This window comes from Nocardia sp. A7 (assembly GCF_046549215.1).
GTDB lineage: Bacteria > Actinomycetota > Actinomycetes > Mycobacteriales > Mycobacteriaceae > Nocardia.
On the sequence record NZ_JAJPWE010000004.1, the window covers coordinates 81561 to 94750 of the forward strand.

The following is a 13190-nucleotide window of genomic DNA, read 5'->3' on the forward strand; positions in this document are numbered from 1 at the left end:
CACTGTCGCGATCACGCGCACTGGCGTGTACTCGATGGCGTGACGACCTCCGATACGCCGATCGACGACCGCGGCAACCCCGCGGCGATCCTCGCGGTCGTGTTGGGTAGCTACTTCATGATCTTGTTGGACAACTCGATCATCTTCACTGCGCTGCCGACGATCCGCACCGCGCTCGACCTGAGCGTCACCGGCCTTTCGTGGGTACAAGACGCCTACACGCTGGTGTTCGGTGGCTTGCTACTGCTGGGCGCCCGCGCCGGAGACCTGCTCGGGCGGCGCCGGGTGTTCATAACCGGTCTGGCAGTGTTCTCGATCGCGTCGTTGCTGGTCGGGGTGGCACCGAGCGGATGGTGGATGATCGCGGCTCGCGCCCTGCAGGGTGTCGGCGCGGCCATCGTCGCGCCGACGTCGCTTTCGTTGTTGACCGCGAGTTTCCCCGAAGGGCCACTGCGCTCGCGCGCGGTGGCCTGGTACGGCGCAACAGCGGGAATCGGCGCCAGTCTGGGGCTGGTGCTCGGCGGCGCACTCGCCGACTGGATCTCGTGGCGTGCTGGGTTCTTCCTCAACGTCCCGATCGGCATCGCCATGATCGTCTTGGCGCCGCGATATCTCCCCGAGACCGCGCGCAGCACCGGCCGTTTCGATGTCGCCGGTGCGGTCAGCGCGACTCTCGGTGTCGGCGCGATCGTCTTCGGAGTCATCAATTCTGGTGAGAGTGGCTGGGCGTCACCGGTCACTGTCTGGGCGCTGCTGATCGGCGTGATTCTGCTCGCGGTGCTGGTGGCGGGGGAGAAGCGTGCTGAGCAGCCGATCATGCCGTTGCGGTTGTTCGGCGACCGGCAGCGCGTCGGCGCGTACCTGGCCCGTCTGTTGTACATGGGTGCGATGATCGGGTTCTTCTACTTCACGACCCAGTTCATGCAGAACGTGCTCGGGTTCAGCGCGTTGCAGGCCGGAGTCGCGTTCCTGCCGATGACGGTCGTGAATTTCGTTGTCGCGATGGCTATTCCGCGGTTGGTCGCCCGGTTCGGTGAAGTACTGCCACTGCTCGGCGGGATCGCGCTGACGCTGGCAGGAATGGTCTGGTTGAGCGGGGTCGCGCCGGGCAGTTCCTACTGGGTGGGAGTCGCCGCGCCGATGCTGTTGATCGGAGCGGGTCAAGGATTGGCGTTCGCGCCACTGACCTCGGCGGGTATCGCTGGTGTGCCTGCGCGCGATGCGGGGGCGGCCTCGGGTCTGGTCAACACCTTCCACCAACTGGGTATGGCCCTGGGATTGGGAATCCTGGTCGCCATATCCGCGAATACCGAGCCCGAGCAGAGCTCCGCGGTCGAGGCGATGGCCGCTCTCGTGCGAGTCGCACTCGCAGGCGCGAGCGCGTTACTCGGTGTGTGCCTACTGGTGGCGTGTGCGCTCATCGGACTTCGGCCAGGGCGCGCCCGTCAGAACCGGGTCGAAGGTTTGCGGCACGGCGAACCGATAGCCGCGGCCTCGGCGGGTAGTAACTGAGAGATAGCGAATTGGAGGGATAGATGCGATGGAAGAGGAACACGATGACCGATGCCGCACACCTGACCCCGGCGCAGCAGCTGATCGGGGACTTCGCCCCGAAGCTGGTCTCGCTGACCGATGACGTGCTGTTCGGCGATGTCTGGGCGCGCCCGGAACTGAGTCCGCGTGACCGCAGCATGATCACGTGCGCCGCGCTCGTTGCCGGTGGTAACACCGAGCAGCTTCGCGGACACCTGGGCCGCGCGATCGACAACGGTGTCACCCGCCCCGAGTTGGTCGAATCGATCGTGCACCTGGCCCTCTACGCGGGTTGGCCGCGCGCGATGTCGGCGATCACCGTCGCCAAGGACCTGTTCGAGGAGAAGGAGGACAACGCATGAGCGCGTGGACCGAATCCGATCTCACCACGATCGGGGATGCCACCGAATTACAGGCCACCTCGCGGCGCAAGGACGGAAGCTTGCGGAATTACGTGACGATCTGGGGTGTGCGGGTCGGTGACGACATCTTCGTCCGCTCCGCTTACGGCGCCGACAACCCTTGGTTTCGTCGAGCCGTGACGGCGGGTGCCGGCAGGGTCCGGGCCGGCGGTGTCGAACGCGATGTCACCTTCATCCGGGTCGGACCGGATTCGAGTACGCATTCCGATATCGACGCCGCGTACCACACCAAATACGACCGATACGGCCCACAGATCGTCGGCAGTGTCGTCGGCGAGCACGCCACCGAGGTCACCTTGCGCCTCGATCCCCACATTTCCTGAACCCACCAAGGAGACATTTCATGCGAGCGACCTACATGTACGCCCCAGGCGACGTCCGTGTCATCAATGTTCCGGACCCCGTCATCACCGATCCCACCGACGCGGTGGTGCGCATCGTCAAGAGCTGCATCTGCGGCTCTGACTTGCACCCTTACCATTCGATGGCGGCCAGCACCCAGGGCAGCCCGATGGGGCACGAGGCCGTCGGGGTAGTCGAGGACATCGGCGCCGATGTCACCACGGTGAAGAAGGGTGATCTGGTGATCGCCCCGTTCGCCTGGTCCGACGGCACCTGCGAATTCTGTCGCGAAGGTTTGCAGACGTCGTGTCGTCACGGTGGTTTCTGGGGCGGCGGGAAGGTCGGCGGATTGCAGGCCGAAGCGGTGCGTGTGCCGTTGGCCGACGGCACGCTGTACCCGGTCGCGGTCGAGGAGAACTCCCCGCTGATCCCGTCGTTGCTGACCTTGTCCGATGTGTACGGCACCGGCCACCACGCCGCGGTGAAGGGGCGGGTGAATGCCGGGACCTCGGTCACCGTGATCGGTGATGGTGCGGTCGGCCTCATGGCGGTGCTCTCGGCCCGCCAGCTCGGCGCCGAACAGATCATCCTCATGGGCCGCCACAAGCAGCGCACTGACCTCGGTCGCGAATTCGGCGCCACCGACGTGGTCGCCGCACGCGGTGACGAAGGCATCGCGGCGGTGCGCGACCTGACCGGCGGCGACGGCACCCACGTCGTCCTCGAAGCTGTCGGCCACATGCCCGCCTACGAGCAGGCCATCGGCGTCGTGCGCCCAGGCGGCGTGATCAGCCGTGTCGGAGTTCCCCAATATGCCGACGCCCCAGTCGGTTTCGGCACTTTGTTCGGCCCGAACATCACCCTCACCGGTGGTCCCGCGCCCGCCCGCGCCTACATCGATACCCTGCTGCCCGGTGTCCTCGACGGCAGCGTCGACCCCGGCAAGGTGTTCGACCGCGAGATCGGCCTCGACGAGGTCGCGGACGGCTACCGAGCCATGGACGACCGCGAAGCCCTCAAGGTCCTGCTCCAGCCCTGACGAAGAGAGGATCGACATGAGTGAGGTCATCGTTGTGGTCGGCGCCGGTCAGATCGGCCAGGCGATCGCCCGCCGTGTCGGCGCGGGCACGAAGGTGCTTTTGGCCGACTTGCGCCAGGACAATGTCGACGCCGCGGCAAAAGTACTCGGCGACACCGGATTCGACGTCGACACCGCCACCGTCGACGTCTCCGATCGCGCTTCGGTCCACGCACTGGCCACCAGCGCGGCCGGACTCGGTGCGGTCACCGGCCTCATTCACGCCGCCGGTGTCTCACCCAGCCAAGCACCACCGGCGGTGATCCTGGCCGTCGACCTCTACGGCACGGCCCTGGTCCTCGAGGAATTCAGCAATATCATCGCAGCCGGCGGCTCCGGGATCGTCATCGCCTCGCAGTCCGGGCATCGCCTACCTGCCCTGACCGCCGAACAAGACGCCGCGCTGGCCACCACCCCTACCGAGGAACTGCTGGAGTTGCCCATGCTGGCGCCTGAGCAGGTCACCGACCCGTTGCACGCCTATCAGCTGGCCAAACGCGCGAATTCGTTGCGGGTGAAAGCCGAAGCTGTGCGCTGGGGCGAGCGTGGCGCTCGGGTGAACACGATCAGTCCCGGCATCATCTTCACCCCGCTCGCCACCGATGAACTGACCGGCCCACGTGGGGCGGGGTACCGGCGCATGCTCGAACTGTCACCGGTCGGGCGCGGCGGGACCCCGGACGAGATCGGCGCGCTCGGCGCGTTCCTGATGGGCCCCTCCGGCGCGTTCATCACCGGCAGCGACATCCTCGCCGACGGCGGAGTCACCGCCTCGTGGTTCTACGGGCCGCTGGCGCCCGAGTAGGGCTCCACCCGAGGGCGCACCGGTGCGCCCGTGCGTCCAGTCGACGGAGGTACCTCGTGCTCGGTCTCGAACTTGTTGTGGCGTTGGGTGTTTCGATTATGGTGTGCCAGATCACCGGTCGTCGCCTGCATGTGGCGCCGACGATTCTGCTCGTGGGCGCCGGTGTGCTGCTGTGGTTCGTGCCTGCCCTGCGGGCCGTGCATCTGCCACCGGAGGCGATGCTGCTGCTGTTCCTGCCCGCGCTGCTGTACTGGGAAGCGATCAGTACCTCGCTGCGGCAGCTGCGCGCCGACTTCCGCGGCGTCATGCTGATGGCCACGGTCCTGGTCGTCGCCACCGCCGCCGCAGTCGCGGTCGTGGCGCACGCGGCAGGCATGCCCTGGGGCCCGGCATGGGTGCTCGGCGCGGCACTGGCACCCACCGACGCCACCGCGGTCGGCGTCATCTCGCGGCTGCTGCCAGCTCGGCAGATGTCGCTGCTGCGCGCGGAAAGCCTCATCAACGACGGAACCGCGCTGGTCGTCTACGGGGTGGCCGTGGCGATCGCGGTCGGTGAGCAGCAGTTCAGCTGGCCGCGCATCGGGGAGATGTTCGTGGTGTCCTATGTCGGGGGTGTGTGCGTCGGAATCGTCATCGCGTGGGTCGGTCTGTGCGTTCGGCGCCACCTCGATGACCCGCTGCTGATCAACCTCGTCATCGTCTTGACTCCGTTCACCGCGTACCTACTCGCCGAGTTGATCCACGCGTCCGGGGTGCTCGCCGTGGTCGTGGCCGGTCTCGCGGTCGCGCGGGTGGCGCCGCGGATCGGTTCCGCGCGAGCCAGACGCATGACGGAGGACACGTGGTCGTTGGTCACGTTCCTGCTCAACGCCAGCCTTTTCGTGCTCATCGGGCTGGAGGCGCAATCCGCGGTGCGCAACCTCGAAAGCATGAGCATCACCGGTGCGGTCGGTCTCGTGATGGTCGTCGCCGTCGTTCTGCTGGTGGTGCGCTTGGTGTTTCAATTCGTCGCGATCTACCTCATCCGGGCGCTCGATCGCCGCCCTTCGCAACGCGAGCGGCGGGTCAGTCACCGCTCGCGCATCGTTACCAGCATGGCCGGGCTGCGTGGTGCGGTGTCGGTCGCGGTGGCACTGTCGGTGCCCGAAACCTTGGACTCCGGTGCGCCGTTCCCCGACCGGGACCTGATCATCTTCGTCACCATCGGCGTCATCGTCGTCCAATTGTTGCTCCAGGTGCCTGTACTTCCAGCGGTGGTGCGCTGGGCGCGCCTGCCCGCAGATCGCTCGTCCGAACAGGAATATCTGCTGGCCGAGATCACGGCCGTGCAATCAGCCCTCGACGCACTCGACGACACCGCCGCAGCACTCCACACCGATCCCGCGATCGTCGAACAGGTCCGCCGCGGCTACGAAGACCACCTCCAAGCGCTGCGTGCCGCCGGTCGTCACGAAGCCGGGGAACGACCGCTTCCCAAACAGCAATACGTCGCACTGCGCCGGGCGTTACTGGATCACAAGCGCGACACGGTGATCCACCTACGGGATCAGAAACGCATCGACGACACTGTCCTGCTCCGTGTGCAAACCGAACTCGATACCGAGGAAGCGCAACTGTCACCGCGCCCGGAACTCGAGTGAAGAACACGCGTCGTGCCCACCTAGCGCTCTGGCATTCGCGGTTGCTTGGGAGGTACTGCCAATACCCCGAACGAGCGTCACTCCCGGGACGGCCGTCGGAGTCGTTCACTGGAGCCCCTAGGCGGAATCCAGCAAACATCCCCACCGATCTGAAAAGGAAGTGCCCGAATGCCCACGACAGTAAATGCCTACGGAACCTTCGAAGCCGGTGCCGCGCTGCAGCCGCTCTCCATCGACCGCCGCGACGTCGGCCCGCATGACGTCCAGCTCGACATCCTCTACTGCGGAATCTGCCACTCCGACATCCACTTCGCCAGCGGCGACTTCGGGCCGCTGCCGGTGAGCCCGCTGGTGCCCGGGCACGAGATCGTCGGCGTGGTCACAGCAACCGGTGAGGCGGTGACCAAGCACAGGGTCGGGGACCGGGTCGGTATCGGCTGCATGGTGGATTCTTGCCGGGAATGTGAGAATTGCGTTGCGGGGCAGGAGCAGTATTGCCTTAACGGGCACACCCTGGTCTTCGGCAGCCCTGACCGCGACGGGACGTTCACCCAGGGTGGATACTCGGAGATGATCGTCGCGAACGAGGACTTCGTGGTGCGCGTTCCCGAAGCACTCGACCCCGCCGCCGCGGCACCGCTTCTGTGCGCTGGCATTACCGTGTACGCACCGTTGAAGCGCTGGGGTGCGGGTCCCGGAACCAGGGTGGCGGTAGTAGGGCTGGGAGGGCTCGGGCACGTCGGTGTCAAGATGGCCAAAGCCATGGGCGCCGAGGTGACGGTGCTGTCCCGATCTGAGTCGAAGCGAGAGGCCGCGCTGGAGCTCGGCGCCGACGACTACGCCGCGACCGGTGACCCCGAGACGTTCGCGAAGCTGGCCAACAGGTTTCACATCGTACTCAACACGGTCAGCGCACCGATCGACGTGAACGCCTACCTCGGGCTGTTGCGGATCGGTGGCACCCTCGCCAGTGTCGGGGTCACCACGGAGCCGCTGCCGCTGGACGCGTTCGCATTGATGAACAACGGCCGCAACATTGCCGGTTCGCAGTTCGCGGGTATCCGCGAAACGCAGGAGATGCTGGATTTCTGCGCTGAGCACGGTGTCGTCGCAGACATCGAACTCACTGCTGCCGATGGCATCAATGACGCTTATCGGCGGGTGCTGAGTTCAGATGTGCGCTACCGCTTCGTTATTGACAACGCGACCTTGGCGAACTGAGCCCAGCATCTCTTCGAACGATATGGCCGCTGGTTCCGACGGTAGATCATATCGAGGTGCACCCGTACTTCCGGCAGTCTGAACTGTTGGCCGCGGACTCCACTCACGGCATCCTCAGTCAAGCCTGTCGCCGATCGATAGAAATCCCGGAAACCTGAGGAGGATTCATGCATACACGCACACTGGGCCAGGGTTTGGAAGTATCCGCTATCGGACTCGGCTGTATGGGCATGTCGCAGAGTTACGGCCCGAACCCCGGTGACCGCAACGACATGATCGAAGTGATCCGCTACGCCGTCGACGAGGCGGGCGTGACGTTCTTCGATACCGCGGAGGTATACGGGCCCTACGTCAACGAAGAACTCGTCGGCGAGGCACTGGCGCCGCTACGTGACCAGGTGGTGATCGCCACCAAATTCGGCTGGAACATCGCTGACGGCAAAATGATTGGGACCGACTCACGGCCCGAGCAGATCAAGCGGGTCGCCGACGCGTCGCTGCAACGGCTCCGGACAGACGTGATCGACCTGTTCTATCAGCACCGGGTCGACCCGGCCGTGCCGATCGAGGACGTCGCCGGCGCGGTCGCTGAACTCGTGCAGGCCGGCAAGGTCCGCCACTTCGGACTCTCCGAAGCTGGCCCGGAAACCATCCGGCGTGCGCACGCAGTTTTCCCCGTGACGGCGCTCCAGAGCGAGTACTCGCTGTGGACACGTGACCCCGAACCCGAAGTGCTCCCCACCTGCGCCGAGCTGGGGATCGGGTTCGTCCCCTTCAGCCCGCTCGGCAAGGGCTTCCTCACCGGTACCGTCGCCGCGGCGACGACGTTCTCCGCAAACGACATCCGAGCTACGATCCCACGGTTCGCTGCCGAAAACATCAGCGGCAACGAAGCTTTGGTCGCCTACATACGGAACCTCGCCGCGGCGAGAAACAGTACGCCGGGCCAGATTGCCTTGGCCTGGCTGCTCGCCCAGCAGCCGTGGATCGTGCCGATTCCGGGCACCCGCCGACGCGGCCGGATCGATGAGAACTCCGACGCCACCCAGGTGGCGCTATCAGCAGATGACCTGGCCGACCTCGACGGGCTAGCCGCCCGTATCGGCGTCCAGGGGGACCGCTACAACCCTGCCGGAATGGCGATGGTCGGCCTCTGAGATGGTGACCGAACCAAGACCAGTTCTCCGATGAGACAGCAGGGCGCGTCGTCTACGAGAGCATGCGCGACGCGATGACAGCCGGTGATGTCGAGACCCTCGACGAGCTGCTTACCAGGGACTTTACCCTGACCCACATCACTGGCTACTGCCAACCACGCGCCGAGTGGCTCGCTGAGGTCCGCGACGGGACGATGACTTACCACTCGGTCGTGGATGTGGCGATTACGGTTGATGTCGGGGCCGACGCACCGGTTCTCACCGCACGTACCCGCACCGAAGCCACTATCTGGGGAAGCTACGGCACCTGGCCGCTTCAGTTGGTGATCCATCTCGTCCGCACCGATGGCCGGTGGCGCGCGGCCCACGTCGTGGCCTCCACATGGTGAAGAAGTTGACCTGGAACCGTTCCCGGCGGCAAAGGAAATGAGGAGTAAACCATGAGCACGTGGAACGAGGACGAGTTGCGGCGTGTCGGTGACGCGCGCGAGTTGCACATTGCGACCAGACGCCCAGATGGGACGATGCGCAACCCGATCCCGATCTGGCATGTCCGGGTCGGCAGCGATATCTTCGTGCGCTCTGCGCACGGCCCCGACAACGGCTGGTTCCGCCGGGCCAAGCAGACCGGTACGGGTCGCATCCACAGTGGCGGAGTGGAGCGAGAGGTGGCCTTCGAACCTGCGCCGGATGAGCTCGCCAACGACATCACCGCGACCTATCACGCGAAGTACGACCAGTACGGCCCCGGCCCCGTCGCAGCTGTCACCGGCGACGACGTGCTGCAGACGACGCTGCGAGTCATCCCGCAGGACTGAACCGAGCAACGCGAGGAAATATGACGACTTAATTTATTACGGGAGCCTCTCACCGGTGGTGATCTCGGCAGCTGACCCGGTGATGGTGGAGTTGTTCTCCGGGCTGCGGCCAGCCACTTTCGCTCGCCTGATCACACAGCTACGGCGCGAGGGCGCTGACCGACCGTTGCGCGGGCGACCGTGGGGCTTGTGCTTCGAAGACCGGGTGCTGCTGGTGGCCACCTACTGGCGATCCAACCTCACAGTGCGGCAATCGCGGCCGTGTTCGGGCCTCGAAATCGGCCGCGGCTCGGGCGATCGAGGACCTCGGACGAGCGTTGGCGCTCTGGCCTCGCACTTGGTTCCCGCGTGGTGCCGTGCTGATCGCGGACGGGACTTGGTCCCGACCCGAGATCACACGGTCGCTGCCCAGAGCAAGAACTACCGGTACTCGACCAACCACCAGGTCGTCATCGACGCCGATACCGAACTGGTCGTCGCGCTGGGAAAACCGTTACCGGGTAACCGCAACGACTGCCGGGCTTGGACTGAGTCCGGTGTCGCCCACGCCTGCCGCAACGCGGTGGTGATCGCTGACGGCGGCTACCGGGGCACCGATCTGATTATCCCGCACCGCCGATCACCGGGTGTCGAGCTGCCGGAATGGAACCAGACCCACAGCAAGTCCCACCGCAAGGTTCGTGCCCGTGTCGAGCACGCTTTCGCTCGAATGAAGACGTGGAAGATCTTGCGGGACTGCCGTTTACGTGGTGGCGGGGTGGGTGTCGCGATGGCTGGGGTAGCGACGCTGGCCAACCTCGCCCACGCCCACTGATTCCGGACCGGTGGACCGGCCGCCATGACCGCACCAGACTTACGGGACATCCCTTAGCCATGCGAGTGCCCTTTCGGCGGCGTGGAAGCCGCCCATGCCATGGACGCCGGCACCCGGAGGTGTTGCCGACGAGCAGAGGTACACACCAGGCATGCCAAGCTCGTAGGGATTCATCGCGACCCGGGGACGGAAGGCGATCTGGCGGGCGGTGTTGGCGCCCGCGCTGATGTCACCGCCGACATAGTTGGCGTTGTATGTCTCGAGTGCCGCAGGGCTTCGCGTGGAGGTGGCGACGATCCGGTCCTGGAAGCCGGGTGCGAAGCGCTCGATCTGTCCGATGATCACTTCTGTGGCGTCGCCTGTGTAGGCGTGCGGCACGTGCGCGTAGGCGTAGACGGGGTTCAGCGAACCCTGTGATCGGGTGGGATCGATCAGATACTGCTGGCCCAGTAGGACGAACGGGCGCTGCGCCATCTCGCCGCGCACCGTTGCCCGCTCGACTGCGACGATCTCGGCCGCCGTGCCCCCGAGATGGACGGTGCCCGCGCGAGCACAGTCCTCGTTGATCCACGGGATGTCACCGTCGATGGCGAGGTCCAGTTTGAAAGCGGCCGGACCGTAGCGGTAGCGGCTGAGCGCACGACGTACACGGCTGGGCAACTCGTCACCGACTATGCGCAGGACGCCCTGCGGAGCGGTGTCGAGGACGACGATCTCAGGTTTGCGGCCGGTGATCTCGCGCAGTTGGTCCATGGACGTGATCCGCGTGCCGGTGACGACTTCGCCGCCGAACGAGGCGAGTTCGGCCACCAGCGCCCTGGTGATGCTTTCCGTTCCGCCCTCGGCGACCGGCCAGCCGACCGCATGGGCGGTCGCGGTGAGCATCATCCCCACCGAACTGCTCAACGGGGTGTCCAGGCGGCTGAAGGCATGGGCGGCGACGCCCATGAACAGCGCCCGCGCCGGCTCGTCGCGGAACCGTCGCGCGGTCCAGGTCGCCGGTGCCAGCGCGTGCATGCCGAACCGGCCCAGCACGACCGGGCGGTGTGGCACATGGGCGACCGGCTGGAACACCTCGGCGATGAGTGCGTCGAAATTGCTTGTAGCACTGTCGAACAGCCGGTGCCAGGAGTGCGCGTCCTGCCCGAGCGAGTACTCGGTGAGGCTGCGGTCCCTGGCGGCCAGACCTGCCCGACCGTCGTCGAGAGGATGGGCGAGATCGATCTCGGGCCACAACCATTTCAGTCCGTGGCGTTCGAGTCCCAGCGAGGCGAAAAACGGTGACGCAACCCCGGTCGGGTGGAAGGCCGCGCACTCGTCGTGGACCAGGCCGGGCACCGTGAGCTCGCTGCTGCGGGTACCACCGCCGGGCCGGGCGTGGGCCTCGAACACGGTGACGTCGATGCCGGCGTGCGCCAGTCGGATGGCGGCGGCGAGTCCGTTGGGACCGCTGCCGACCACCGCGGCGGTTGTCATGACACGGTGTCCTTGCCGTCGGTCACGGCCTCCTGCCGACGGTAGCCATTAGCGACCCACGAAACCCGCAGTGGCACTGGTCCATTCGGCAACCAGGGCGGTTCCCGCACGCAGTCGCTGACGTTCCATGTTCCGCGCTCGACGATGCCGAGGGCGGCGTCGATGACCCGGTATCGCTGTGGCGGGTTGCGCCACGGGGTGGCTTGGGACTCGCAGTAGGCGACAACGAGGTCACCGGGCGCGAGATTCAGACGCCGCTGGATCGCGGCGATCAGACGTTCGTCGTGGAGATGTCCGTCGCCGAAATTCCAGCCGAGGATGGTGTTGCAGACGAATTCGCCCTCCCGGACAGTCCGGGACTCGATGTCGTCGAGGTGGGAGTAGAGCACCGAGAACAGGCCACGGCCCTGACTGTGCATGCAACGCCAGGCGAGCGCTTTCTGCAGGGTCATGTCCGCGTCGTCGCGTTCATACGGCGTGAGCATCATTCGTTGCAGCTGGTCGATCTGGTTCTCCACCAGTGGCAGCTCGTTGAGCCGTTGCTCCACACCCGGTTTCATCGCCCAGACCGCCGACGCCCAGTTGCCCGCGTACTGACGCATCGACGGGAGGAAGGAGACCAGGTCGGGGCGCAGGTTGCCCAGCACGGGCCCGAAGCACAACAACGCGAAAACCGGGATCAGGAGCCAGGGTTCGGAGAAGTTCCAGATGTTGTAGACCGAGGTGTCGAAACCGACCCACAGCACGATGGCGACGTAGCCGAAATAGACATTCCACTCCAACGGCACCGCGAGCGGGAACGTCGAGGTGATGTAGATGTGGAAAACCAGCATCGCGACGGCGCCGAGCAGTGCGATCGTGGCGTTCGTGGTGAGCAGCAGCACGATCGGGATCAAGATCTCGACGGTCGTGCCCCCGATATGGGCCATGAACCAAGCGAGACGGCTGGGCCGGATGTCGGCAGGTGCGTCGCGGTAGTGCAGTCGCTTCACGAAGCCGAGTTGGCCGGGACTGTTGGAAACCATCGGCGGCACAACGTTGATGAAGTGCTCACCGAACTTCGATACCCCGGCACCGATCCACACGACACAGATGACGATCTTGAACACTACGACCAGGTTGACGAAGTCGGCGGCGTCGGCACCCGCGCCGAACACCATTGCCCCGAACACCGCGGAGAACAGCATGATCGGCAGATACTGCTCGGAGCGGGCAGCCAGGAAGACCACTTTGTCCCGCAGACCCATCAACGGCATCGTGATCAGGATCGGGATGAACGCGGCTGGGGGAATCAGCTCTTGTGGCCCGGTGCCCTCGGGCAGGAAGCGCACCGCCTGCGCGCCGACCGCCAGCGGGTACACCAAGCTGGCCAGCACTGCCACGAAGAGAACGACGTCGACGATGGTGCGCGTGTCACCTCCGGTGCCCGGCACGTGCCGACCCCACGGCGCCATCCGAATGGTGCCCGGCCGCAACCAGTACCGGATATTGCCGAGCATCGGCGCGAAGTGCCCGCACAGTGGCCCGAAGGCTCCGGCAAGGCCGATCACCTCCAGCAGCATCAGCCAGATCGCCAGCTTCTGGTAGACGACGATGTTGTCGAACCACGTGGCGGGCTCGGTGAAGTGCACGTACTGCGTTGTCCACGAGGTGATCAGCAGGCCGACCGCGAAGAACAGACCGAGCATCTTGACGATGTAGACGATCGGCAGCGCGCTCGGTGTGCCGAAACCGTCATTCACCCAGTGGGTGCTGAGGATCCGTATGCGCTCGCGCAGCGGGAGCCGCAAGAACTCCGCCGGTGGCACCGGCTGTGGGGACGGGGAGATGAATCCCATCTCAGTCTCCTAGCTGTGCGTGGGAACAGCGATGAGAGTAAGTCCG

At 65.7% G+C, this 13190-nt stretch carries 12 protein-coding genes and 2 pseudogenes; 12 read left to right on the forward strand and 2 right to left on the reverse strand.

The genetic code is table 11. The features are described from left to right. Positions 1 to 39: 39 nt before the first annotated feature. The 12 genes and pseudogenes from ACLJPD_RS22270 (at position 40) to ACLJPD_RS22325 (ending at position 9830) form a co-directional block, all read left to right on the forward strand. Entirely contained in the window at positions 40 to 1512 is a 1473-nt protein-coding gene (locus tag ACLJPD_RS22270; RefSeq protein WP_410874622.1) for an MFS transporter, read from the forward strand. A gap of 23 nt (positions 1513 to 1535) precedes the next feature. Next, a complete protein-coding gene (locus ACLJPD_RS22275; RefSeq protein ID WP_410874623.1) occupies positions 1536 to 1895 on the forward strand; it encodes a carboxymuconolactone decarboxylase family protein in 360 nt (119 codons plus the stop codon). Further along, positions 1892 to 2278 (forward strand): DUF2255 family protein, encoded by a 387-nt coding sequence (locus ACLJPD_RS22280; protein WP_410874624.1) that lies wholly within the window; start codon positions 1892 to 1894, stop codon positions 2276 to 2278. The genes ACLJPD_RS22275 and ACLJPD_RS22280 overlap by 4 nt, the downstream gene beginning before the upstream one ends. A gap of 20 nt (positions 2279 to 2298) precedes the next feature. Then, entirely contained in the window at positions 2299 to 3336 is a 1038-nt protein-coding gene (locus ACLJPD_RS22285; protein ID WP_410874625.1) for a zinc-binding dehydrogenase, read from the forward strand. A gap of 16 nt (positions 3337 to 3352) precedes the next feature. Next, positions 3353 to 4180 carry an SDR family oxidoreductase gene (locus ACLJPD_RS22290; protein ID WP_410874626.1) on the forward strand — a complete coding sequence of 276 codons (828 nt, stop codon included), beginning with the start codon at positions 3353 to 3355 and terminating at the stop codon, positions 4178 to 4180. Positions 4181 to 4236: 56 nt separating this feature from the next. Continuing rightward, complete coding sequence (locus tag ACLJPD_RS22295; RefSeq protein ID WP_410874627.1) at positions 4237 to 5820, forward strand: Na+/H+ antiporter; 1584 nt, start codon at positions 4237 to 4239, stop codon at positions 5818 to 5820. A 168-nt stretch (positions 5821 to 5988) separates the two neighbouring features. Continuing rightward, positions 5989 to 7041: an NAD(P)-dependent alcohol dehydrogenase gene (locus tag ACLJPD_RS22300; RefSeq protein ID WP_410874628.1), complete on the forward strand. Its 1053-nt coding sequence runs from the start codon at positions 5989 to 5991 to the stop codon at positions 7039 to 7041. A gap of 32 nt (positions 7042 to 7073) precedes the next feature. Next, a pseudogene (locus ACLJPD_RS22305) lies at positions 7074 to 7166 on the forward strand (aldo/keto reductase); the annotation flags it as partial. 42 nt (positions 7167 to 7208) lie between these two features. Next, entirely contained in the window at positions 7209 to 8198 is a 990-nt protein-coding gene (locus tag ACLJPD_RS22310) for an aldo/keto reductase (RefSeq protein WP_410874629.1), read from the forward strand. Positions 8199 to 8260: 62 nt separating this feature from the next. Then, complete coding sequence (locus ACLJPD_RS22315) at positions 8261 to 8587, forward strand: nuclear transport factor 2 family protein (RefSeq protein WP_410874630.1); 327 nt, start codon at positions 8261 to 8263, stop codon at positions 8585 to 8587. 51 nt (positions 8588 to 8638) lie between these two features. Further along, positions 8639 to 9016 carry a DUF2255 family protein gene (locus tag ACLJPD_RS22320; RefSeq protein WP_410874631.1) on the forward strand — a complete coding sequence of 126 codons (378 nt, stop codon included), beginning with the start codon at positions 8639 to 8641 and terminating at the stop codon, positions 9014 to 9016. Between the two features lie 82 nt (positions 9017 to 9098). After that, a pseudogene (locus tag ACLJPD_RS22325) lies at positions 9099 to 9830 on the forward strand (transposase). Positions 9831 to 9869: 39 nt separating this feature from the next. On the opposite strand, the gene ACLJPD_RS22330 reads toward ACLJPD_RS22325, so the two are convergent. After that, positions 9870 to 11306 carry a phytoene desaturase family protein gene (locus ACLJPD_RS22330; protein WP_410874632.1) on the reverse strand — a complete coding sequence of 479 codons (1437 nt, stop codon included), beginning with the start codon at positions 11304 to 11306 and terminating at the stop codon, positions 9870 to 9872. Further along, the gene (locus tag ACLJPD_RS22335; RefSeq protein ID WP_410874633.1) at positions 11303 to 13144 is read right to left on the reverse strand and encodes a DUF3556 domain-containing protein; all 1842 of its coding nucleotides are present in this window, start codon (positions 13142 to 13144) and stop codon (positions 11303 to 11305) included. The genes ACLJPD_RS22330 and ACLJPD_RS22335 overlap by 4 nt, the downstream gene beginning before the upstream one ends. Positions 13145 to 13190 lie beyond the last annotated feature (46 nt).